The sequence below is a fragment of the Prevotella sp. oral taxon 376 genome (assembly GCF_003043945.1).
GTDB lineage: Bacteria > Bacteroidota > Bacteroidia > Bacteroidales > Bacteroidaceae > Prevotella.
On the sequence record NZ_PYXG01000001.1, the window covers coordinates 707,237 to 731,847 of the forward strand.

Annotated in this window: 13 protein-coding genes; 3 read left to right on the top strand and 10 right to left on the bottom strand. The window is 51.9% G+C overall.

Features of this window, described 5'->3' with window-relative positions; genetic code table 11:
• Window positions 1-2: 2 nt before the first annotated feature.
• Window positions 3-2,561, bottom strand: a complete 2,559-nt coding sequence (locus C7120_RS03175) for a zinc-dependent metalloprotease (RefSeq protein WP_107620318.1) — start codon at window positions 2,559-2,561, stop codon at window positions 3-5.
• A 140-nt stretch (window positions 2,562-2,701) separates the two neighbouring features.
• Here C7120_RS03175 and C7120_RS03180 point away from each other — a divergent pair, with 140 nt between their 5' ends.
• Both C7120_RS03180 and xylA read left to right on the top strand, forming a co-directional pair.
• Window positions 2,702-4,198: a xylulokinase gene (locus C7120_RS03180; RefSeq protein ID WP_107620319.1), complete on the top strand. Its 1,497-nt coding sequence runs from the start codon at window positions 2,702-2,704 to the stop codon at window positions 4,196-4,198.
• Between the two features lie 98 nt (window positions 4,199-4,296).
• Window positions 4,297-5,619, top strand: coding sequence for a xylose isomerase (gene xylA, locus C7120_RS03185; protein WP_107621360.1), 1,323 nt, complete (start codon window positions 4,297-4,299; stop codon window positions 5,617-5,619).
• Window positions 5,620-5,821: 202 nt separating this feature from the next.
• Here the strand turns inward: xylA and C7120_RS03190 are convergent, their stop codons facing one another.
• From C7120_RS03190 to C7120_RS03205, 4 genes are read right to left on the bottom strand one after another with little or no spacing between them, the layout of a single operon-like run.
• A complete protein-coding gene (locus C7120_RS03190) occupies window positions 5,822-7,261 on the bottom strand; it encodes an aspartate ammonia-lyase (protein WP_107620320.1) in 1,440 nt (479 codons plus the stop codon).
• 37 nt (window positions 7,262-7,298) lie between these two features.
• Entirely contained in the window at window positions 7,299-8,492 is a 1,194-nt protein-coding gene (locus C7120_RS03195) for a porin (RefSeq protein WP_107620321.1), read from the bottom strand.
• A 24-nt stretch (window positions 8,493-8,516) separates the two neighbouring features.
• Window positions 8,517-9,569: a type II asparaginase gene (locus C7120_RS03200; protein ID WP_107620322.1), complete on the bottom strand. Its 1,053-nt coding sequence runs from the start codon at window positions 9,567-9,569 to the stop codon at window positions 8,517-8,519.
• Between the two features lie 53 nt (window positions 9,570-9,622).
• On the bottom strand, window positions 9,623-10,942 hold the full coding sequence (locus tag C7120_RS03205) for an anaerobic C4-dicarboxylate transporter family protein (protein WP_107620323.1): 1,320 nt from the start codon (window positions 10,940-10,942) through the stop codon (window positions 9,623-9,625).
• Window positions 10,943-11,213: 271 nt separating this feature from the next.
• On the opposite strand from C7120_RS03205, the gene C7120_RS03210 reads away from it, so the two are divergent.
• Window positions 11,214-13,724, top strand: coding sequence for a TIM-barrel domain-containing protein (locus C7120_RS03210; RefSeq protein WP_107620324.1), 2,511 nt, complete (start codon window positions 11,214-11,216; stop codon window positions 13,722-13,724).
• Window positions 13,725-13,829: 105 nt separating this feature from the next.
• On the opposite strand, the gene xylE is transcribed toward C7120_RS03210, so the two are convergent.
• From xylE to C7120_RS03235, 5 genes are all read right to left on the bottom strand, one after another.
• Window positions 13,830-15,296: a D-xylose transporter XylE gene (gene xylE, locus C7120_RS03215; RefSeq protein WP_107620325.1), complete on the bottom strand. Its 1,467-nt coding sequence runs from the start codon at window positions 15,294-15,296 to the stop codon at window positions 13,830-13,832.
• A 551-nt stretch (window positions 15,297-15,847) separates the two neighbouring features.
• Entirely contained in the window at window positions 15,848-18,151 is a 2,304-nt protein-coding gene (locus tag C7120_RS03220) for a GH92 family glycosyl hydrolase (protein ID WP_107620326.1), read from the bottom strand.
• A gap of 2 nt (window positions 18,152-18,153) precedes the next feature.
• The gene (locus tag C7120_RS03225) at window positions 18,154-20,676 is read right to left on the bottom strand and encodes a glutaminase family protein (RefSeq protein ID WP_107620327.1); all 2,523 of its coding nucleotides are present in this window, start codon (window positions 20,674-20,676) and stop codon (window positions 18,154-18,156) included.
• A 24-nt stretch (window positions 20,677-20,700) separates the two neighbouring features.
• The gene (locus C7120_RS03230; protein ID WP_107620328.1) at window positions 20,701-22,959 is read right to left on the bottom strand and encodes a GH92 family glycosyl hydrolase; all 2,259 of its coding nucleotides are present in this window, start codon (window positions 22,957-22,959) and stop codon (window positions 20,701-20,703) included.
• Window positions 22,960-23,412: 453 nt separating this feature from the next.
• On the bottom strand, window positions 23,413-24,474 hold the full coding sequence (locus C7120_RS03235; protein ID WP_233247006.1) for a DUF6261 family protein: 1,062 nt from the start codon (window positions 24,472-24,474) through the stop codon (window positions 23,413-23,415).
• Window positions 24,475-24,611 lie beyond the last annotated feature (137 nt).

The following is a 24,611-nucleotide window of genomic DNA, read 5'->3' on the forward strand; positions in this document are numbered from 1 at the left end:
CTTTACTTAACGGTAGTACGGCGCTCCTTAATCAGCTTGATCTGCTGGAGCAGTTCGTCATAGTGCAGCTTGTTGATGCCCATAGCAGACGCAGACCGGCTCTTGCAGTAGCTCTCCACCTTGTTCAGGTGCTGAAGCACATAGAGGGTAGCATCAGAACTGATAGCATTCGAGGAACTGCCGACCTTGAGAAGTCGCACAAGGGGAGTGGCCACATTTTTCGCCTCATCCTTCTTTTCCGGATTCAGGATGGAATTGATACAACTCAGATAATTACGCTCCTGCGTACGGCGTATCTTGTTCTGCAGCTCACTCTTGTTGTTCAGGGGTTTCCACACATACTTGAACACGGTATTCAGATAGGTGTCAAGCTTCAGAATATCAGCACCTTCGGTAAATGAATCGTTATAAATCTTATTGAGAACCGACACGCTGAGCAAAGCGGAAAGCGCCGTGCTCTGTCTGCTCTCTATATCCTTCTGGGCATCCATGCCTATTAAGTCTGTTATTTTCTTCGGATAAAGCCACATTGGGGTCTCAAGGACATTTGTACCAATCCAGCTGACCGCAGAGAGCTGTTTCGACGCAGGAGCCACTTCTACGGGCTTCTTACCGGGAAGATTGCTCAGATAGTGGCCTCCTATGTTCTTCTGTACATGACGAGTATAACGGTTGAACTGGTCGCGAACGGCAGCATACATCTCCGTAAGGTCGTCGTATTGATAGTTGTCTTGCTTCGTCCATGTCGGCAATCCCGCGATTACACGCTTCAGATTTTTTATACCATAAGTGCTGGCTTTCATGTTATCGTCGCCCACACTCTCTGTCTGAGACCGTGGATCCTCATCCCGACCTTCACCCGAGAACCAGAGTTCAGGATGCTGCTTGAGCATATTCGTCGTCTCCGTCATCAAGGCTTTCTTCTCTTCAAACTCATCCTTGAACTCCGGCCGCCACTGATAACCCCACTTGATGGCCCACTTATCATAGTCGCCAATGCGTGGGAAGAGTCCCTTCTCGGAGATATTGTCTTCCGGCTGTGCGACATAGTTAAAGCGTGCATAGTCCATAATACTTACAGTGTGGCCATGGGATTCTACCCAAGCCTTGTCTCGGAGTTTCTCAACGGGAGTAGCATAGCTTGCCCCCATGTTATGACGAAGTCCGAGGGTATGGCCCACCTCGTGGGAACTTACGAAGCGAATAAGCTCACCCATCAGATTGTCATCAAACTTCATGGTCTGGGCACGCTTGTCGAGCGGCCCACACTGGATCATATACCATTTGGTAAGAAGGTTCATTACATTATGATACCAACAGATATGACTCTCGATGATTTCACCGCTTCGAGGGTCGGAAACATGGGGGCCATAGGCATTCTCGATTTCTGAAGGAAGATAGCGGAGCACACAATAACGAGCATCATCGACGCTCATATTCGGGTCGTTCGGCCATTCCTTTGCCTGAATAGCATTCTTGAAGCCAGCAGCTTCGAAAGCAACATTCCAATCCTCGATACCCTTTATCAGAAAAGGAACCCACTTCTTGGGAGTCGCAGGATCGATATAATAGACAATCGGCTTTATTGGTTCTACCAGTTTTCCTTTCAAGTAGGCTTGCTTATCCTTCGGTTCGAGACGATAGCGGGCTATGAACGACTCGCGGTCGGTCTTGTGTTGTTCGTCGCTAAAGACGGTAAAGTTGTTCACAAAATAACCTACTCGCTTATCCCAAAGGCGTTTGCGCATGGGCTGCTCGGGAAGCATCACGATAGAAGTGTTCATCCCAAGTGTGGCGCTCCCCGTAGAAGCGGCCGCCAATCGCCCGCCCGTAAGGGCATAGGTGCGGGTAGTACCTACTTCTATATTTATTGGAAACACCTTCACGGTGTCGATAAAGGTGCGATCTGCAGAGAGAGCTCCGAGCTTAGGAGCCCCGGGTCTGCCCCCCGAGATAGAAGTCATCAGCTTGTTATCTTTCAAGAAAAGGTCGGTAACCTCTATCAGGTTCAAGTGCTCGTCCTTGTTCTTGCCGATAATTTTGAACGCCCCCACGATGGGATCAGTCGTCGAGGCTTGCAAGGTTTTGGATATATTATCCTTTTCATCGGCAATTTGCGAGAGTACATAAGCGCGCAGGAGCATAGTCTTGTAGTCGCGCTTCTCGAAATATACGGTGGCCTCGTTAACCTCTTCTCCAGAGAACTTGCCGAAGCCCTGTGGCACGGAGGTATAGCGGGTAACGCAAAGCAGGTATCGTCCAAGCAATGAATCCGGCACCTCAAAGTACCATTTATTTTCGATATGACGAACCGTGAAAAGCCCCTTGTGCACGGTACCTTTCTTCTTCATCAGTTCTTCATACTCGTTCTTCTTTTCCGGTTTTTTCTCGGCATCAGCTTTCTTGTCTTTGGAAGACGACTTCTTGTCAAGTTTAAGGCTGTCTTTTACAGCTACAGAAGTTTTCTCCTGAAAGGTAAGAGACGGCAAATTGAATGCTTGCAGATTCAGACAGAAAGCTACTGCGGCAATACACAGTAGTAAAGGTTTCTTGTTTCTCATTTGTTATAACTAATTATTTCGAACTGCAAATTTAATTATTAATTCGGAATTATCGAAATAATATATTTGAAAATGATGGTTTTTTCTGGATATTTTATATCTTTGCAATGGAGAATTTTAAACCTAACGATATTCTTTCTATGGGCAGACAATACTTATTGGGCTTTGATGTTGGCAGCAGTTCTGTCAAGGCTTCGCTCGTAAATGTAGAGACCGGGGCCTGTGTGGCAACGGCTTTCTTCCCCGAACATGAGGCTCCCATCAAGGCCGTGAAGGCAGGGTGGGCAGAACAGAACCCTGAGTCCTGGTGGATATATGCCAAGCAGAGCCTTGCCAAGATTATGGCCGACAGCACCGTGGAGGGCGAGGACATCAAGGCTATTGGCATTTCTTATCAGATGCACGGCCTCGTTTGCGTCGACAAGGAATGCCGACCATTACGCGATGCCATCATCTGGTGCGACTCGCGTGCCGTTCCCTATGGCGAGGAAGCCTTTGAAAGCATCGGGGCGGAGCTGTGTCTCGGACACTTGCTGAACTCTCCGGGAAACTTCACAGCCGCCAAGCTGGCATGGGTGAAGACGCAGGAGCCTCAGCTTTATGACCGCATCCATAAGGTAATGCTTCCCGGCGACTATATCGCCATGAAGCTGAGCGGAGAGATTAATACTACTATCTCCGGACTTTCCGAGGGCGTTTTCTGGGATTTCAAACAAAGACAGGTCGCTGATTTCCTAATGAAACATTATGGCTTCCGGCAAGACATAATAGCCGACATCGTGCCTACATTCAGCATTCAGGGAGAGGTTTCAAAGGCCGCAGCACAGGAAACAGGACTGAAGGAAGGCACTCCCATCAGCTATCGCGCCGGCGATCAGCCCAACAATGCCTTGTCTCTGAATGTGTTCAACCCTGGTGAAATAGCCTCCACTGCCGGCACATCAGGCGTCGTCTATGGAGTCCTCGGAGAGATCAACTACGACAAGAAAAGCAGAGTGAACACCTTTGCGCATGTCAATTACACCGACAACCTCACCCGTTTGGGCGTCCTGCTCTGCATCAACGGAACGGGAATCCTCAATGCCTGGGTCCGCCGCAATATTGCTCCGGAAGGCATCTCCTATGGTGAGATGAACGACCTTGCCGCAAGCGTTGCCATCGGCTCTGAAGGCTTGAAGGTCATCCCGTTCGGCAACGGGGCGGAACGCGTGTTGGAAAACCGCGAGGTGGGATGCTCCATTCACGGCATCGACTTCAACAACACCACCCGTGCGCATATTGCACGGAGCGCTCAGGAAGGCATCGTGTTCAGTTTCTGTTACGGCATGGAAATCATGAGGCACATGGGAATGAGCATCCGGAGAATACACGCCGGAAAGGCAAACATGTTCCTCAGCAAGCTCTTCCGCGACACACTGGCCTCCACCAGCGGCGCCACCATCGAACTCTACGAGACCGACGGAAGCCAGGGAGCGGCCAAGGGAGCCGGAATGGGAGCCGGAATCTATAAAGACCACGACGAGGCCTTCGCCACCCTGAAGAGACTTGAGATCATAGAACCTGACCATGCACGCCAGAGCGAGTATCTCAACGCCTATGCGGAATGGAAGGAAACCTTGAAGAAGGTCATAGGCTAAGGCAAGAAAATAAAAAGACAGCAAACATGAACCCAGAAGTTCTCGCCTCTCTTTTACCAAACAGGATTAGGCAAAACTTTAGAACGAATATTTTAATGATTATGGCAAAAGAGTATTTTCCACAGATCGGCAAGATTCCTTTCGAAGGAACCGAGTCAAAGAATCCTCTCGCATTTCACTATTACGATGCGGAGAAAGTAGTTTTAGGCAAAAAGATGAAAGACTGGCTGAAGTTCGCCATGGCTTGGTGGCACACCCTCGGCCAGGCTTCCGGCGACCAGTTTGGAGGCCAGACCCGCGCCTATGAATGGGACAAGGCTGCCGGCCCCATACAGCGCGCCAAGGACAAGGTCGATGCCGGTTTTGAAATCATGACCAAGCTCGGAATCGAATATTTCTGCTTCCACGATGTAGACCTCATCGAAGAGGGCAAGGACATTGAGGAATACGAAGCGCGCATGGCGGCCATTACCGACTATCTGAAAGCAAAGATGACAGCCGACCCGAGCAAGAAACTGCTCTGGGGAACGGCAAATGTATTCGGGCATCAGCGTTATATGAACGGAGCCAGCACCAATCCCGACTTCAATGTCGTGGCACGAGCCTGCGTCCAGATCAAGAACGCCATCGACGCAACCATCAAGCTCGGAGGCACCAACTATGTATTCTGGGGCGGAAGAGAGGGGTATATGAGCCTTCTGAACACCGACCAGAAGCGCGAGAAGGAGCACATGGCCACAATGCTGGGAGCCGCGCGCGACTATGCCCGCGGCAAGGGTTTCACGGGAACATTCCTAATCGAACCCAAACCGATGGAGCCCACGAAGCACCAGTATGATGTGGATGTAGAGACCGTATTGGGATTCCTCCGTGCACACGGACTGGACAAGGACTTCAAGATTAACATCGAGGTGAATCACGCCACACTGGCAGGCCACACCTTCGAGCACGAACTCGCGGTGGCCGTGGACAATGGAATGCTCGGCTCCATCGACGCCAACCGCGGCGACGCCCAGAACGGTTGGGACACCGATCAGTTCCCGATTGACAACTTCGAGCTCACGCAGGCCATGATGGAAATCATCCGCAATGGCGGACTGGGCAATGGAGGCTCTAACTTTGATGCCAAGCTCCGTCGCAACTCCACCGACCCGGAGGATATCTTCATCGCGCATATCAGCGGTATGGACGCAATGGCACGCGCCCTGGAAAACGCGGCCGCCATCCTCGAGGAGAGCCAGCTGCCCGCCATGAAGAAGGCACGCTATGCCAGCTTCGACAGCGGCAAGGGCAAGGAGTTTGAAGAAGGAAAGCTCTCGCTTGAAGATATCGTCGACTATGCAAAGGCTCACGGCGAGCCCGCACAGACCTCGGGAAAGCAAGAGCTCTATGAAACCATCGTAGCACTCTACTGCAAATAACTGGATCCAGGCTCACAGCCAGACCCTGGTTCAAGGAAAGAGGAGAGGACCGTTTGGCACCCTCTCCTCTTTCTCATTTTGCCCCGGAGCCGACCCGCAGCTGCCTTGGGCCTGACAAAATCGGCGAGATAGAACCACAAAATCGGCGATTTCGTCAGACGAAATCGCCGAAATCGCAAGTCAGTTCGCCGTCAGCAGACTTTTATTTCTGCACCTTCGCGATATCATCCTTCAGCCTGAAGCTGTGTGACTGAAGCATGTTGTCCGGATCAAGAGCCTTGTCCAGCTCCTCCTGCGTCATCAAGCCTTTCTCAAGCACGATGTCATAGACCGAACGGTTGGTCTCCAGTGCCTCCTTGGCCACCTTCGTGCTGTTCTTGTAGCCGATGATGGGATTGAGCGCCGTAACGATACCGATGCTGTTCTTCACCATCTCCTTGCAGTGCTCCTGATTGACCGTAATACCGAGGATGCACTTCTCCGTGAGCGTGTCGAGGGCGTTGTGCAGCCACAAGAGGCTCTCGAAGAGACACTCGGTGATGACAGGCTCCATCACATTCAGCTCCAGCTGGCCGGCCTCTGCGGCAAAGCAGACGGTGGTATCGTTACCGATAACCTTAAAGCAGGTCTGGTTTACCACCTCGGGAATGACCGGATTCACCTTTCCCGGCATGATGCTCGAACCCGGAGCCATGGCGGGCAGGTTGATCTCATGCAGTCCGCATCGCGGACCGGAAGCCATCAAGCGGAGATCGCTGCAAATCTTCGACAGCTTGACCGCCAAGCGCTTCAGCGCACCCGAATAGCTGACATAGGCGCCCGTGTCGGGGGTTGCCTCGACAAGGTCGGGCGAGGAGATAAAGTTCTCACCGGTGAGCTTGCTCAGGTTGGCCGCGCAGAGTTTCGCGAAACCGGGCACGGCATTCAGTCCGGTGCCGATGGCCGTGCCACCCATATTGATCTCGTGAAGCAGCTGCACATTGCGGTCGAGGTTCAGGATTTCCTCCTCGAGGTTGTCAGCATAGGCGTTGAACTCCTGTCCGAAGGTCATGGGGACAGCGTCCTGAAGCTGCGTGCGCCCCATCTTGATGTCCTTCTTATAATCCTCTGCCTTGTAGCGGAAGGCACTGATGAGGCCGGTGAGGCTGGCCACAAGGGTCTTGTTCATGCGAACCAGCGCCAGGCGGATAGTCGTCGGGTAGACATCGTTGGTCGACTGGCCGCAGTTGCAGTGGTCGTTAGGCGAGCAATACATGAACTCCCCGCGCTTGTGCCCCATGATTTCAAGAGCCCGGTTGGCGATTACCTCATTGGCATTCATGTTGACCGAGGTGCCCGCACCGCCCTGCATCATGTCGATGGGGAAGTCTTCGTGCATCTTTCCCTCGATAAGTTCCCGGCAAGCCTGCTCGATGGCAGCTGAAATCTCGTCGTTGATAACGCCCAGAGCGTGGTTGGTCTGAATGGCTGCCAACTTCACATAGGCTATCGCGATGATATAGTCGGGATAGTCGCGCATCTTCTTGCGCGAGATGTGATAGTTGTTGATGGCCCGCTGCGTCTGTACACCGTAGTAAGCTTCAGCAGGCACTTTCAGTTCTCCCAAGAGGTCAGACTCTACACGGAATTTTTCTTCACTCATAACTTAATCTGTTTTAAAGTTTTATTAATGTTTCTGTTTAGAAAGCCTTGATACGATACATAAACCCGAGTTCTATGCGGTTGGTGTTGTAGTCCGCCAAAGCAACCTTGTCGCTATAGTCGAATTTACGACCGCAATAAGCCAGGAAAACACGGAAGTCCTGAGACTTTACAGGGTAGTATTCCACACTGGCCATATACATATACGACTTGCGGAAGTTCTTCAGTTCGTCAACTTTCTCTACGCTTGCCGTCTCATAGGTGCCCTTCAGCATGAGATTCCATTGTGGGGCAAACTGCCAGTTGGCCTTCGTGATGAACGAATTGTAGTGCACATCGGCAAACCGGGTGGCGCCGTTCAGATAGTCAGAAGCCTCGCCCGTGGCAATGCCCAGGCGGTCCATGCCATCAAAAGCACCCATATAGTCAAGATACCATTGGAATGTGGGGAGATTCAGCTTTTGTCCTAAGACGACCATCCGGCTGTATTTGTGCTTGGCCTGCGTCTGTATCCCATAAGACCAACGCGTCTGCAGCTTGTCGCCAAACAGGCTGCCCGCCCAGAGGCCGATAAAGGTGAGTGGGTGGTTCGCATTCTCAAGGGTCTTCACATCGCCCCCTTTCTCAAGCGTTCGTACAACGCTGCCATACTCATCCGCAAAGGTTCCGTTGTTGGCATCCGTAATATTGAGGTCGAACTCTTGTGTCGGAACAGGTCTGTAGGAGAAGTTCACGCCGGCCATAAAATTATCCATGTTATCTACCATGTCAGAGTATTGGTAGATATACATAGGGTTTTCGTCGAACTCAAACCCTCCCCAGTTCTGGCACATCTTACCCGCCTGGATGCCGAACTGGTCAGAGAGCTGATAGCCCACCATCAAGATGTCGGTGGCCTTGGCGAAGTTGTCTTGGCTCTGGGCAGTATTGTTCTTGTTCAGCCGATGCCGGAAACGATAGCTTAACTTGTCGGTGATGTTACCCTTGATTTCTATACGAGCCTGCTTGTTCCTGAAGGAGGAAAGCCACTTATCGCCGTTGTCGAACTCTTGAAAAGAGGCTGCATAGTTAAAATATACATTGAAAGCGTCGGTCTTCTTCTCAAGTTTGAGCACGCGTTCGGCCAGACTTTCATAGTTTCCGTCATTTCCGCCCATTCCCGTGTTGTTGCCTTGGGCATAAACAGCTAAAGTTACAGTCAAAGTTGCTGTAAACACAATAAATCGCTTCATAATTTCTTGGGTTAAGGTCGTTGTTTAATACTCTTTGAAATACTGCTGGATCTTCTGCCAGTCATGAGTCTTCGTCAAGGCCAGCATCAGCAGGATACGAGCCTTCTGTGGATTCAGGTTGAGGGAGGCCACAAAGTGATACTTGGCATCATCGACTTCAGCATCCTGATTGGTAGCCCCCGTCGGGACACGGCTGGAGCGTACGATCTGTATGCCCTGCTGCTGTGCCTTCACGGCAACATCAAACACATCCTTATAGAAATTTCCATCACCCACTCCAGCCAATACGATTCCATCATATTTAGCGTCAACGAATGCCTGCATAGGCAGTGGAGAAGCGTTGGCGTAACCATAGACGATGCCCACCTTAGGCAGCTTGGTCTCGGCCGTAACATTAAATTCCGAGGCCATGCCATTCTTGCAAGTAGAGAAATTGTCTACATAGATAGGCTTGCCGTTATAGATATAGCCCACGGGGCCATAGATGCCGCCCTTGAAGGTGTCAAGATCGGTGGTGTGTCCCTTGTACACCGACTTTGCGGAAAAGAGCGAGTTGTTCATGCTTACCATGACACCGCGCCCCTTGGAAGACGGGTCTACGAGCGTCGCGATACCATTATAGAGGTTAGCCGGGCCATCGGCGGAAATTGCCGTCGAGGGACGCATCGCACCTGCCAACACCACAGGTTTGTCGCTGTGAACCGTCAGGGAAAGGAAATAAGCTGTTTCCTCCATCGTGTCGGTTCCATGCGTAACGAGCACGCCGTCGTAACCTTCATTGTTGAGTAGCTGATTAATGCGTACGGCCAGCTTGAGCCATACGGCATCGTTCATGTCCTGGCTGCCGATGTTACAAAGCTGCTCTCCGCTCACATCAGCGATATCCTTTATCTGAGGTACGGCATCGATCAGCGTCTGGATACCCACCTGGCCGGCAGTATAGGCAGAGGAGGTTGCCGCGCTACTAACGCCGGCAATGGTTCCGCCCGTAGCAATAATACGGATTCGTGGCTTTGCAAACGAGAAAGAGGCTGCTACCGTGCAAAGCAAAAACAGAATTACAAATCTTTTTTTCATAAGACAAAAATTTAAGTTAATAGTAAGTTAGCTATATCTGGTTAGTTAAAGGTTCATAAGAATAATGTAATCACATAAGCCACGGTAATCGACACAATAGTCGTTACGAAGCCTGGGATCTGGAAAGAATGGTTAACCACATACTTGCCCACATGAGTAGTTCCCGTACGGTCGAAGCCTAATGCTGCCACCTCGGTAGGATAGTTAGGCAAGAAGAAATAACCGTTCACGGCAGGAAACATGGCTACGAGCAACAGAGGATTGATGCCCAACGCAATGCCCACAGGATAAAGCGTCATGACAGTTGCCGCCTGCGAAAAGAGCATGATGCTCATCGCAAAAAGGGCAACTACAAAGAGGAACGGCACAGCGTCCACCATCCCCGAGAGGGCATTATTGATGGCTTCGGCATTGCCGGTATAGAATGTAGAGCCCATCCATGCTATGCCAAAGATGGCTATAACTGCATTGATGCCCGCACTAAAGATGCTTCCCTTGGGAACATCTGCAAGCTTCGCCCTGCCTACCGCTACGATGAGAATCGCAATGCTCATCATCACCATTTCAATGGTCTCCGACATGGAAACCCCTTCCGGGCGGAGACTTGGAACAAAGCCAAAAAGGACGATTACGGCAACACCGAACAAAAACGCCCATACGGAATACTTGGCATGCGGATCGGGATTATCCTCAGCCACCTGAAGGTTCTTCAGGTCCTCCTCTGGATTGATCATGCCTTTCTCCACACGGCGGCGATATTCAGGATCGTCTTCCAGTTCTTTCCCTAAATGGTTCTGGATGAAAGCCGAAACCATAATTGCTATGAATCCGGCCGGAATACATACCATGAGAATCGTACCGAGTTCTATACCCTGTCCACCCAAAAAGTCCTGTGAAATAATGGCTGCCGTAGCCGCAGAAACAGGGCTACCCGTAATGCCAAGTGAGGCTGATACCGTGGCAAGACTCACGGGGCGCTCCGGACGAATCTTGTTGGCCTGTGCGATCTCTGAAATAATGGGAAGCAAGGAATAACAGGTGTGAGCCGTTCCCGCAACAAGACAAAAAAGCCAGGTGCAAAGCGGGCCGTAATAGGTAATATGATCGGGATGCCTTTTCAGAAACTTTGCTGCCTGTCCTACCAACCATTCCAAACCGCCGGATGCCTGTAATGCCGCCGAGGCCACTATCACCGCCAGAATAATCATCATCACATCGATTGGGGCTTTGCCTGGGGCCAGCCCGAACCCATATACAAGGACAAAAACGCCAAGCATACCATAGACACCAAGCCCAATACCGCCCACTCTTGCGCCGATAAAGATAAACAAAAGCACTAAGGCCAGCTCAATTAAGATAATAGTAGTAGCCATAACATTAATTTTTAATTAGACTTAATTATCTATAGTAGCACCCTATGCAAAGATAGGTAATCTTTTTGAATATCTTACTCAAATGACCAATATTTTTTCAAAGACTGTTTCTGTTTTAATCCCCGCATAGAGTCAACTTGCAGGTGCAAAGTCAGGCAAGCACTACGGATTATACGAAAAATAAGCAGAAAGTTATAAATTATCAGCGGCAAATCTTGCCACATTGAAACTTTTGACGTAATTTTGAAGCAAATATCAACAATCTAACCAAATGAAAAATCAATTCAGATTACTGTCCATGTTATGCTGGGTGATGTTTTCCCCACATACCAACGCACAAAAAAACATAGCTTATCAAGACTCGCAAGTCCGCATCTCCATGATTACGGATGGTGTTGTAAGATTAGAGTATGTACCCGATGGAAAGTTCATGGATGCCCACTCGTTCATTGCGGTTAATCGCGACTATCCCCATGTAGACTATAAGGTCAACAATCGCGGCAAGCAGGTGGAAATCAGAACGGCCAAAATGGTGCTCAGATACTTAAAAGGTAGTGGAAGATTCACGCCCTCCAACCTTACTATCACCTCTGCAAAGGGAGCCCAAAAACCTTTCAGCTGGAAACCGGGACAGAAAGACGACAAGAACCTCTCAGGCACTTATCGCACCCTTGATGGCTATGACGGCAACTACCAGACTTCAGAAAAGCGCACAATGCCCATTGAGGACGGGCTGCTCTCACGCAATGGATGGACCCTTATCGACGATTCCGAGGGCTATATATACGACCATTCCGACTGGCCATGGATAGCCAAACGCCACGAGGAAGGCAACACGCAGGACTGGTATTTCATGGCCTACGGGCACGACTACAAGAAAGCGCTGAAAGATTTCACCGTCTTCTCGGGCAAAGTACCATTGCCTCCACGCTACGCTTTCGGCTACTGGTGGAGCCGCTACTGGTCATATTCCGACGCGGAACTGCGCGACCTCGTGCGTAAGTTCCATCAATATCAGATTCCGCTCGATGTGCTTGTCATCGACATGGACTGGCACTACACCGAGAAAGGCAAGGGTGGCTGGACCGGCTACACATTCAACAGGCGCCTGTTTCCAGACCCCGCCAAGTTCTTGAAATGGCTCAAGGGAAATGATCTGCAGATTACATTCAACCTACACCCTGCCGACGGCATCAAATCCTACGAGGAGCACTACCCCGAAATGGCCAGGTGGATGGGCATAGACCCTGCCACCAAGCGGGATATTCCATGGCAGGCATCCAGTAAACAGTTTATGACGGGATGGCTTAACACCCAGCTCCGTTCCATGGAAAAGATGGGGGTAGACTTCTGGTGGCTCGACTGGCAGCAACGGAGCAACGACGAAGAATTCCCGAAACTCAGCAACACATGGTGGCTCAACTATTGCGTATTCACCGATATGGAGCGTAACCGAGACACTCGTCCCATGCTTTACCACCGTTGGGGCGGACTGGGCAACCACCGCTACCAAATAGGCTTCTCGGGAGACTCACATATCAGTTGGAATTCTCTTGACTTTCAGCCTTACTTCAACTCCACCGCCTCCAATGTGCTCTATGGTTTCTGGAGCCACGATATCGGTGGACATTATGGCGCACCGGGCATCGACCCCGAGCTCTATGTGCGCTGGATGCAGTTCGGTAGCTTCAGTCCCATCCTGCGCACGCACTCCACCAAGCAGGCCGCGCTCAAGAAAGAACCCTGGCTTTTTGACAATGAGCACTTCGAAATACTGCGCAATATCGTGCTGCAACGCTATCGCATAGCACCTTATGTGTACACCATGGCCCGCAAGACCCATGACGAGGGACTCTCGCTCTGCCGCCCAATGTACTACGACTACCCTGAAAATCAGGAAGCTTACGACTACAAAGACGAGTATATGTTCGGCGACCAGATGCTGGTCTCTCCCATTACAGCTCCCGCCAGGGATGGCATCTCGGAGAAACAGATATGGCTTCCTGCCGGCAGCGATTGGTTTGAGACCGCTACAGGCACCCTCCTCAAGGGCGGGCAGGCCGTTACTCGAACCTTCCTGTTGGACGAGACGCCTGTTTATGTCAAGGCCGGTTCCGTGATACCCGAATATGAAGAGGTGAAAAACCTGCGGAGCAACGACAATTCCATCACCGTAAGCGTGTTCCCCGGTCAGCGGGGGGAATTCTGCATGTATGAAGACAACGGCAACGACAAGGACTACGAGGACAACTATGCCACGACCTTACTCTCCTCGGAGCGTTCCGGCAACATGCTGACCGTGAGGATAGGAGCCCGCAAAGGCAGCTACAAGGACATGCCGGCACAACGACGATTCAAAGTAAAAGTGCTGGCTTCAGCCATTCCCGAGCAAGTTAGCGTGAACGGAACAGAAGCCAAAAAATATGAGTACGACGGCGAGAACTTAGCACTCATCATCGATGTGCCGCAAACCGACTGTGCCATGGAAAAGACCATTGCCATTACCTATCCCAAGGATGCCGTCGATGTAACCGACGGCCTGCAGGCACAGATGAGACATGTACGCAAAGGCATCGTCAAGCTGAAATATAGCAATGCTGGTATCGTACTCAACGAGGAACTGGGCACCATGGGGTCTCTCGGTGAAGCCTTGCAGTACTACCCCGATCGCTTCAACGAGTTGGTGAAAGCCTTCAAGACCAACTACCGCAATCTGCCCGAGATTCTCAAGGCCAACAAGGTCGGCGATGCGGCAGCAGCCAAGTTCCTGCGCATGAAGTAAAGTGTGCCCTCTGCCAGAAGTATGCAGGCATCTCATACCGCAAGACGGGCAAAGCGGAGAGACCGTGTTTTCTCTCTCCGTTTTGCCCATGTTGCGGACAGACGATTATTTTCTCCAAAGCCGGGTCATGTCTTCCAGAGTCTTGCCCTTCGTCTCCGGGACAAGCCTCCACACGAAGAGAGCGGCCACGACGCAGATGCAGCCATATAGGCCGTAGGTGAACCAGTGCCCGAAATCGTCGCCCGGCGTGAGGTGCATATTGAACATCGGCACGAAGGTAGAACTCACGATGAAGTTGAAAATCCACTGGAAAGCCACGGCGATGGCCACGGCGGCGCCGCGGATGGTATTCGGGAAGATCTCGGCAATGAGCACCCAGGTGATAGGTCCCCATGAGAACATGAAGCTTGCGCTGTAGACCATGATGGAAATCATACACACCATCGACAGGGCTGGATTACCGAAAGTGATCGCCACGCCGAAGGCACCGACAGCCATACCAATGGAACCACAGATGAGCAGCGGCTTGCGGCCCAGCTTCTCTACCGTGAAGATGGCGATGAGCGTAAAGGTAAGGTTGATGACACCCATGATCACCGTCTGCACCATGGGGCTGTCCATACCCATGTCGCCGAAGATGCGGGGCGCATAATAGAGCACGGCATTGATGCCGATGGCCTGCTGGAAGACACTCAGCATGATACCGATGAAGATGCACATGAATCCGTAGGAGAACAGTTTCTCGGTCTTCACGCTGATGGTTTCCTTGATTTCGGCGAGAATTTCCCGTGCCACGACCGTCCCGTTGATACGGGAGAGGATGCCGAGCGCCTTCTCGTCCTGCCCGCTCATCACGAGGTAGCGAGGCGTCTCAGGAACGAAACAAATGAGAATGGCAAACAGGCCGGCGGGCACCATCTCACTTCCGAACATATAGCGCCACCCCGCAGAAATGGTCCAAGGGTCGCTGCCCGGCATCACCCGCGCCACACCCTGCCCTATCGACTCGATGACGGGATTGGTGTGTTCGCCCAGAATGAGGAAGTTGACGAAATAGACAATGAGCTGACCGCCGATGATGGCAAACTGGTTCCAGCTCACCAGCATGCCACGGATGTTCGAGGGAGCCACCTCGCCGATATACATCGGGCAGATGGCAGATGCCATACCGACGCCGATGCCTCCAAGAATACGATACAGGTTGAACACCAGAAGCAACTGGAAAGTGGCCTCGCCCTCGGGCAGGACATAGCTTTCGGGCATCATGGACCCCCATGCGGAGAAGAAGAAACACAGACCGGCGAATATGAGCGATCGCTTGCGACCGAACTTTCCGGCGAAGAGACCCGACAGAGCACTTCCAATAATGCAGCCGATGAGAGCACTTGAAGAAGTGAAACCATGAATGAACTCTGAATACCGGAAATCTCCGGCTCCCAAGAAGAAAGCCTGAAGCCCCTTCTCCGCGCCCGAGATAACGGCCGTGTCATAGCCGAAAAGCAAGCCTCCGAGTACGGCGACCAGCACAATAGAAAACAGGTAAGCCTTGCTACCGTTCCGTGTTTGTTCCATATTTATTGATTTGTTTAAGTTTATAATCGTTAGGTCCTTATGTCTTTTATAGACGGTGCAAAGATAATAAAAAACGACAAAAACAAGAAGGATTTCCGAAAATAAAAGCCAAAAGAAGGCGAAGAGACTGGCCCGTTCCCTGCCATGGGCGGTCTCCGGCTTCCCGGGAACAGTATTCCGCCCGGATGAAAACCATCATTATGAGATCTGGAAAAGACATTCTCATTCAGAGAAAGTTGTTGTAGGGAAAAGTTTCAGCCGTTGAAACTTCAAGTTTCAGTCATTGAAACACGGAGTTTCAGCTATTGAAACTTCTTGTTTCAGTAGCTGAAACTATTCCGAGAAACCGTTTGTATTTTCTCGGGAGTCCACTTCCATGGCGACAGACAGCCGTCAGCATGGGAACAAAAGGCCGTTTCCACGACCACAGGATGCCACTTCCACGACGAGCGGGGGCCATGGGTGGCAGGCAACAAAAAGGCGAAGAGGCCCGTTTCTCCCGGTGTCTCTTCGCCTTCGGCATTGTTGTCCTCCTCACAGGAGATACTCCGTTACCGCCTCTTGGTTTTCCTTGCCGCATTCCGCAGCGTCTTCGTGAACGAGTAGGGCGCGCTCCCGGCAGCCGTACCGCGCTGCTTATTAGGCTCTGCGGAAAGGCTGTAACGAATGTCAGCACCTTTGAGCAGGTCTGCGTGCAAGAGGAAGTTCTTGTCAGAGGGCATGCCATCTACCGTCATCTGGTGGATATAGCGGTTAACCGGCGATAGATTCTCCGCGTCGATGTTCACCTTGTTTCCGTTCTCCAGATTGAGCGTTACATGACGGAAATAGGGAGTCCCGAGCACATATTCATTGCTGCCCGGACACACGGGATAGAATCCCATGGCCGAGAACACATACCATGCCGAGGTCTGGCCGTTGTCCTCGTCGCCGCAATAGCCATCAGGAGTCGCGCTGTAGAGTCTGTCCATCACCTCCCGGATCCAGTATTGCGCCTTCCAGGGCTGCCCGCTGTAGTCATAAAGATATATCATGTGCTGGATGGGCTGATTGCCGTGGGCATAGTTGCCCATGTTCATGATCTGCATCTCGCGTATCTCGTGAATGACCCCTCCATAATAGCTGTCGTCGAAAAGAGGGGGCACCACGAAGACGGAATCCATCATGCGGTTAAAGATGTCGTTGCCTCCCATGAGATCGATGAGCCCCCGCGGATCGTGGAAAACGCACCATGTCCAGTGCCAGCTGTTGCCCTCGGTGAAAGCATCGCCCCACTTGTAGGGGCTGAACGGGCTCTGGAACTCGCCGTTTTTCAGGCGGCCACGCATCATGTTGACGCGCTTGTCGAACACATTCTGATAATTCAGGGCGCGCTTGGCGAAAGGCCTGAGCTCCTTGTCCGACTTGCCGAGCGCCTTTCCGAACTCGTAGATACACCAGTCGTCGTAGGCATACTCGAGGGTGCGAGCCACATTTTCCTTGATATTCACATCATAGGGTACATAGCCGAGCTTGTTGTAGTAGTCCACACCGGCACGTCCTGTAGACATAATCTGCGGATGGGCGGCATTGGCTCCGTGCACCACGGCCTCCCAAAGAGTCTCCACGTCCGCCTTGCTGCGCACCCCTTTCAGGTAGGCATCCGCTACCACAGAGGCCGAGTTATTCCCCACCATACAGTCGCGGTGTCCTGGCGAAGCCCACTCGGGCAGGAATCCGCTCTCACGATAAGCATTCGCAAGACCATTCTGCATCTTCTCCCCCATGGAGGGATAGACCAAGTTTATGAGCGGGAAAAGACTTCGGAAGGTGTCCCAGAATCCCGTATCGGTGAACATATAGCCCGGAAGCACCTTTCCGTTGTAAGGGCTGTAGTGGACGGCCTTTCCCTCGGCGGTAATCTCATAAAAGCTGCGAGGAAAGAGCACAGAGCGATACAGGCAGCTATAGAAGGTGCGCAAGTGATCGATGTTATCGTCTTCCACTTTCACACGACCCAATGTCTCATTCCAACACTTCCGTCCCTGATCTTTCACCTCGTCAAAAGTCAGGTTGCCCAATTCCTTTAGGTTCTGCTCCGCCTGCTCATAGCTGATGAACGAAGAGGCCACGCGCACATGCACCTGCTCGCCTCGACGGGTCTTAAATCCTACAATTCCACCGGCATGCTCGTTGCCCGTTTCCAGACTTCGGGGGTTGATGACGCTGTCATCGACGGTTGCCATATAGGTAAACGGCTTGTCGAAGACGAGCACGAAGTAGTTCTTGAAATTGTCGGGCACGCCTCCATGGTTGAAAGTCGTGTATCCGACGATCTTGTTCTCTTCGGGAATGATCTTCACATAGGATCCATGATGATAAGCATCGAGCACGAGATAGGATTGCTCGCTCTCGGGATAGGTAATCCGGAAGATAGCCGCCCGGTCGGTAGGAGCCACCTCGGTAACCACATCATAGTCGGCGAGGTAGACCTTATAATAATAAGGTGTGGCCACTTCCGCCTTATGCGAGAACCAGCTCTCGCGCTTATCTTCGTCGAAGACAGGCGCGCCCGTCTCTGGCATCAGCGAGAACACGCCGTAGTCGTTAATCCAAGGGCTCGGCTGATGGGTCTGCTTGAAGCCTCGTATCTTATTGGCCGAATAGGTGTATTGCCAGCCGTCTCCGTTCTTTCCGGTTTGCGGAACCCAGAAGTTCATGCCCCACGGCATGGCAATGGCGGGATAGGTGTTGCCCGTGGACAGGGCAAACTTGGAATCTGAGCCTACCAATGTACTCACATAGTCGACAGGGTCGCTGGCTGCCTTTGCCCCCAGCGCAAGAAACAGCAACGATGCTGCTAATATTTTTTTCATATTTACCGGTATTTATTCTTTGACAATTCACGATCCATGAGCACTTTCATCCAGTAACCACCGACCACCGAACGGGCCTTGAAGCCCACCCACCGGCCGCTGGTGGTATAGCTCCAATCGCTCAACGGGACGCGCGAGGGGGTCTCGTTGACATAGTTGTATACGGGCTCCATGAGGCCAAGGAAGTCGTCGTGGTTCTTTGCCATGGCCGCCACCCACATTACCCAGTCGGTCTTGGTGTAGTCTTTACGACTGTCGAGGGGCACTCCATAGCGGTTCAAGTGATTCAGGTAGAAGGGGATTTCGCGCTTCATCACGCTGCCGGAGAACACTTTTGTCCCCCATAGCTTATCCCACACCATATTATATTTCAAGCTCCAGGTATTCTTGCGGTCGAAGGCCAGCCGGTAATGATCTCCCTCGCGAGCGTCTTTCTCCCATTTCGAGGCCATCTCCCTGGCCTTAGAAAAATACTTATTATAAGCCTTCAGGTCGCCTCTTAGTCTGCACATCTCGGCGTATCCTACAATTCCCATGATGGCTTTCACGGAGAGATTGCAGTTGTGCGCCCAATGACCGGCGAAGTCGTCGGTGCAGAGCTGGTTGGTTGGGTCCTGTCCGTTCTCGGCGAGATAGTCGGCCCAAGTAGTAACAATATCCCAGTAAGGATCCACATATCGGGTGTTGCCCTCCATCCGGCAGAGTTCAGCGGCGAGTATAACCATGTTGCCGCTCTCCTCTAAGGGCATGTCGCCTCCATAGACCTGGCCGTTGGCAATGGGATAGGTTCCGAGGTCGTGGGCAGCAAATGGCTTGTTCCAGCGGCCGCTCTTCGAATATTCGAAGATGCTCGTCATCATCCCTTTCAGTAAGTCTGGGTTATAAAGCAGGAAAAGAGGAGCCGAAGGGTAGGTCAGATCCACGGTATTCACGCAGCCGTTGGAGTTGTTCTCCTTGCAGAAATAGAGCAGGTTTCCCTCCTTGTCCTTAAAAAGCTTATGCGCTGCCAGCACCTGTCTGTAAGAGCCGGAGAGTATCTCGGCATAGTGTGCATTGCCCGCCTTCAGTGCGTCGTCATAGATTCGTTTGTCAAGAACTTTGGCCTTGGCCATCATCTCTGCATATTGCGTCTTGAACTTATCGAAAGCATCGAAGATGGAAACCTTGCCTCCATGCGTCCAATAGGCTTTGTAACGCTCGAACATATATTCCATGTCGTAGACCTCATCGTAGCCTACCATCGTGTAGCTCGATGCCCGGACGGTCGTCCCGAAGTCGTGCTCATAGGCCAGCACTGACATCGTAGAAGCCTTGTAGTTGCGAATCAGGCGGCTTCCGTCGGCATATTTAGCCCCCACTATAAGATTATTTCTTATTTCCGTCTGGCTGCCAAGCGTCAATTTTCCATTGATTCCACAGAGGTAAAAGTACCCCCAGTCGCAGGAAATGTTGTCTCCGGCCTTCGCAAGATAAGGCTGCTCAATGGTTCCTGTCTTGAGATACTGTACTCCATGCTTTGTGATAAGGCTGCTCTCGGTGGGCTGGTCGTTCTTATTAAGTGCCATCTGTGGGGTCGTGGTGATAAAGAGCCTCGCCTGGTGAGCCTTTCCGTCGTTCGACCGGACTTGATAGGAAATATAGTTAATGGGGGTAGAAAGCATATCGAGGTCGTCAATGAGCATCGGAGCCGTAAATACAAGGTCGAGATCCAGACCACCACAGCGGAAGGTGTAATAAGTGCTCGTAGCCATCACATTACAGCTCAACTGGCGGGCTTTCTGCTCCTGATACCCCTTCGGGGCAATATCCTTGGAGAAGCCCACATCTGCCATGGCACCGCCTTTACCGTTATGGCAATGGAAGGCTATGATATTCTCGCCCGGTTTCAGGAGCGATTTCTGGCCGTCATTGAGTTTCAGGCTCACCCCCATGCCATAAGAAGAGGGCGACTTTACAAGCAATTTCCCATTGGCATAAACCTCCATGTCATCGTCGAAAGAAAGTACGAGATAAAGGTTTTGCCTGAAATCTTCCTCCTTGAAACTCACGACACGACGAATCCAGATATCAGAATCATAGTCTTTCCAAAGGGTACGAACCCCGGTATTGCCCTCGCTGCCAAAAGCACCTTTCCCCTGCTGCCAACCCTTGGCATCGAAGTCTACAGAGGTCCAGTTGCTATCTGGCTTCTCGCGGGTATAGAGCGCGTCATAACCTTCTTCGTCGCCAGCGGGAATAATGGTCTCGAGAATTTCACGCGGCTCCGCTCCCATGAAGCGATAATTTACCCCGTCTACGCGCAGGATACCATTCAACGGTTTCTTATAGCGTGCCCAGTGTTGCGTAAAGCCATCGTAAAGATGGTCGAACGGCGACCAGACAGACCAGTAAGGGTCATTCATGAGAATCGGATTCGAAGGTAAACGCAGGTTCGACTCCTTGTAAGGCTTGAAAATATCATGATCCTGAGCATCTGCCGTAAAGACAAAAGCCAAAGCAATTAATAATATTGCAAGTTTCCTCATTGCATTAATTATTAAAATCCGGGCTTATCTCAAGTTGAATTTCAATCGTCTGCCCTTTACAAATTCATCGTGTGAGATGCGATATCTGGTCAGCTTTTTTCCGCCAAGCTGCATACTCTGGATAAGATGCGAGTCTTTCTCTGGATGCACAGCCTCAATCACAACATCTCCCTCTGGATAATAACGCTTGTCAAGATGCAAGGTAACCTTTTCGAAAACCGGAGCCGTAAGCGAATAGTAAGGACTTCCGGGACAGTCGGGATAAAAGCCCATCATGGTGAAGAGTGCCCACGCCGACATCGTCCCGCAGTCGTCATTGCCGGGAATTCCATCAGGCTTATCCGTAAAGTATTTATTCAGTAGCCTGTAGGTTTCTTTCTGTGTGCGCCATTCCTCATCCTTGAAATAGTCGAAGAGATAGGGATAGGCAATGTCTGGCTCATTGGCCGGATCATATAACCCCTTGTCAAAAACCATCTGTAGCTTATCGACAAAAGCCTTTTTCCCTCCCATCAAATTGGAAAGACCATAGACATCGTGCGGCACATAGAAAGTATAGTTCCATGCCGATCCCTCATGAAATCCTGGTGCATTGCTAAAGTCAGCCCCGTCTTCCGGATTAAAAGGCGACAGCCAAGAGCCATCGACCTTCTTCGGGCGCAGCGTTCCATCGGCCTTTGAATAATAGTTCTTGTATCCTAGGCTGCGTTGGCGGAAAAGCCTTGCATCCTCCTTATGCCCCAAAGCCAGAGCCAAGTCTGCCAAGGCATGGTCGGCGATATAGTACTCCAAGGCATGGGAAACACTATTGTCGCCGGAATTATCCTGTGCATAGACACCCATGGGGACATATCCTTTCTGGATATAACCGTCGATATCAGGGCGCATCAGGTTGTCTTTTCCTGGGAGGGTGGCACTCTTTCGGAAGGCCTCATAGGCCGTGTGGATATCAAAATCGCGCAGTCCTTTCAGATAGGTGTCGGTGATAACGGGAATGGCAGGGTCTCCCTCCATCGTCCACGTTTCCCTTCCATAAAGTTCCCACTTGGGCATCCAGCCCCACTCCTTGTACATGTCGATCATGGAGCGCACCATGTCAAGTTGCTTTTCCGGATAGAGAAGCGTCTCCAACTGATGTACATTGCGATAGGTGTCCCATAACGAATAGACCGTATAGCGGTTACCAGAGGTAATGCCATTCTCCGCACTCTCCATCTTGGGATACTCGCCGTTTACATCCTGAAGCACATTGGGATGTATCTGTGTATGATAGAGTGCTGTATAGAAAATCTTCTTCTGCGCCTCGCTGCCACCTTCGACAGTAACCACACCTAGGGTTTTCTCCCAGGCCTGACGAGCCTCCCGACAGACTTTCTCAAAGTCGAAGCCCTGTTGTTCTTTTTCCAGATTCTCTCGAGCATTGGCCGTAGAAACGAAGCTCACACCGACCTGTACCTCCAACTGCTCTCCCTCCTCAGCATCATAGCTGAAGTAGTAGCCGATTTCATTGCCGGATAGTTCACGCCCATAATTTTTATAAATCTTGTACTTTCCGCTGTCGTGATCCCATTCGGCGGCGGCTCCCGCCAATTGCGGCTGCTTCTTCCAGAATCCCGCCTCCTTAGGAGCCTTACTTACACGCATCACGAAATACAGAGGGAAAACCGCCTGTGAGTTATAGCAAAAGGTACCCACCAAACGCGTTCCCTCTATCTCTGTAGGTGAAACGCGCCGAATGCTTCCCCCCACCTCGTTGGTCAGTCCGTTTCCGACATTCATCAACAGGTGAGCCTCTCCTTTGCGAAAGGTGAAGCGCTCTATGCTCGATCGCATCGTAGACGTTACCTCGCAGCGAATGCCATACTTTGTAAGCTCGTTGGAGTAATATCCCGGCGTGGCTTTCTCGTGCTTATATTCCGAGCCATAACGACGATAATCCACCTCCAACTTTCCGCTCGTAGGCATCAGCAGGAGCGTGCCCAACTCCGGACAGCCCACCCCGCTCAAGGTTACATGGGCAAAACCCGTGAAATATCTATTCTCGTAGAGATAGGGAGTAGACCACCAACGGGAATCCTTGTCGTAGACATTCAGATCGGAGCCCATCACATTGAACGGTACCACCGACATCATCGAGTGGGGGCGGAGAGCCCCAGGGTTACAAACGCTGAAATTGGTAGTTCCAATAAACGGATCCACATAATCTACTGGGGACTTCTGAGCACCTGCGCCACATGCAGAGGACAATAGGATAGCCATTGCCAAGACTTGTTTCAGTTTCATGATTGCGGTTTGTTTAATTTGCCACAAATTTACAATAAAATTCCAAGACCGCAAAATAGCAAGGGGGAAACCTCTCTCCCTTCTCACTCTCCTCACAGGAATAGAGGGAAAAGGCGCAAGCCCTGTTTCTCAACAAGCCTTGCGCCACAGAATTAGAGAGTGATTTAAAAAAAAATGTAGTCGCTTACCAGAAACGGATATGGATTTCGGCCGCGCGGGGGTGCTCTCCTTTTCTCGGAGCGCGGGGGCTTTTGTTTTACGCGGAGCGCGGGGCGCTCTCCTTTTCTCGCGCGAAGCGGAGGGATTTTTCTCGCGCAACTCAATCTTTCTCGGAGCGAGTCCTTCCCTTTCTCGGCGTGCGCGGAGCGGGACTATCCCCTTTTTCCGCGTGCGGGATTCAATCCTCCTTACGGCGAGATATCCTCGCACGATTACGGCTCCGTGCTCGCGCTCTCACGCCTCCGCGGTGGCGATGTTGGGATCGCCGCTATCGGCCGGCTTATTTCCTCCGCCTGCAGGTTTGCCTCCGCCTGCAGGTTTGCCTCCGCCCGCGGGCTTATTGCCGCTGCCCGTTCCGCTGCCGGGATCAGAGCTGCCCGACTGGCCGGGCTTATGGGTTTGGTGGAGGTAGAGCGAGCCGCTCTTGTTGCGACCCACCCAGAGCGTGCGGGGCTGGCCGTCGGGGCCGGTCTGGTCCTTGACGGCCAACTGGTAGTGGCGCTGGGCGCCGGTGCCCTCGGTCTTGCCCGTAAAGGAGAGGCTGCCGGCGGGCAGGCCGAGCTGCTGTTCGAGGGCGGGGAAGGCGGGTTTGAGGAGGGCGTCGTACTCGGCGCGGCGCTTGTCGCGGGCGGTCTGGGTGGTGGCGGCGCGGTGGGCGAGCGTGGTGCGGCGCTTCTCGACGAGGGCGTTGTAGTGGGCGATGAGTTCGGGCAGTTTGGCGAGCGTGGGCTGCAGGGCTTTGTCGGTGGCGGCTCGGAGGGCCTTGATGTCGTAGGTGCCGGTGGGGATGGCGGATTTGAGTCGCGAGCGGTAACGCTGGTCGAAGGCTTTGTTGGCCTTCTCGAGTCGGTCGAGGTAGGGCGCGGCGGAAACCTTCGTGAGATGGGCGGCCATGGCGGGCGCCTTGAGGTCGGTGAGGAGGTTTTTGATCATGCCGCTCTCCTTGTCGTATTCCGACTGGATCACTTTCGGATAACGCGAGAGCACTTCACTGATGCGCTGTGCGGCGGCTTGCGTGGCGCTGTCGTCGGCTTGCAGGTGGAGTTCGGTGAGCAGTTGCAGGGCTCGGTAGGCTTGGTCGCGCGTGCGGTCGAGCTGTTCGAGCTCCTTGGTTCCCTCCTCCTGACGGGGCAGATTGAGCGCCTTGTCCTCCTGCTCAATGGCCTGTTTGAGAGGTTCGAGCACGGCGTTCACGAGTTCGATGTTGGCTTCGTCGCAGAGGGCGGCCACGTGGCTGGCAAACTGGAAGTGCTCCATGTGCTGGAGCGATGCTTTGTGAATTCCTTTAATTTCCATAGTGATAAAATTGATTAGGTTATTAAATAAGCTTTCTCTCTAGAGAGAAATGCAGTTTTCGCTGTTTTGAAGCTTTCATCCGTGGATGATGAATCATTTTTGGTATTTTCTTATTTTCATCCACGGATGACGAGCTA

Excerpts from the sequence above, each read along its gene's own strand:
- C7120_RS03175 (WP_107620318.1), bottom strand. The coding sequence starts at position 2,561 with ATGAGAAACAAGAAACCTTTACTACTGTGTATTGCCGCAGTAGCTTTC.
- C7120_RS03180 (WP_107620319.1), top strand. The coding sequence starts at position 2,702 with ATGGGCAGACAATACTTATTGGGCTTTGATGTTGGCAGCAGTTCTGTC.
- C7120_RS03190 (WP_107620320.1), bottom strand. The coding sequence starts at position 7,261 with ATGAGTGAAGAAAAATTCCGTGTAGAGTCTGACCTCTTGGGAGAACTG.
- C7120_RS03195 (WP_107620321.1), bottom strand. The coding sequence starts at position 8,492 with ATGAAGCGATTTATTGTGTTTACAGCAACTTTGACTGTAACTTTAGCT.
- C7120_RS03200 (WP_107620322.1), bottom strand. The coding sequence starts at position 9,569 with ATGAAAAAAAGATTTGTAATTCTGTTTTTGCTTTGCACGGTAGCAGCC.
- C7120_RS03205 (WP_107620323.1), bottom strand. The coding sequence starts at position 10,942 with ATGGCTACTACTATTATCTTAATTGAGCTGGCCTTAGTGCTTTTGTTT.
- C7120_RS03210 (WP_107620324.1), top strand. The coding sequence starts at position 11,214 with ATGAAAAATCAATTCAGATTACTGTCCATGTTATGCTGGGTGATGTTT.
- xylE (WP_107620325.1), bottom strand. The coding sequence starts at position 15,296 with ATGGAACAAACACGGAACGGTAGCAAGGCTTACCTGTTTTCTATTGTG.
- C7120_RS03220 (WP_107620326.1), bottom strand. The coding sequence starts at position 18,151 with ATGAAAAAAATATTAGCAGCATCGTTGCTGTTTCTTGCGCTGGGGGCA.
- C7120_RS03225 (WP_107620327.1), bottom strand. The coding sequence starts at position 20,676 with ATGAGGAAACTTGCAATATTATTAATTGCTTTGGCTTTTGTCTTTACG.
- C7120_RS03230 (WP_107620328.1), bottom strand. The coding sequence starts at position 22,959 with ATGAAACTGAAACAAGTCTTGGCAATGGCTATCCTATTGTCCTCTGCA.
- C7120_RS03235 (WP_233247006.1), bottom strand. The coding sequence starts at position 24,474 with ATGGAAATTAAAGGAATTCACAAAGCATCGCTCCAGCACATGGAGCAC.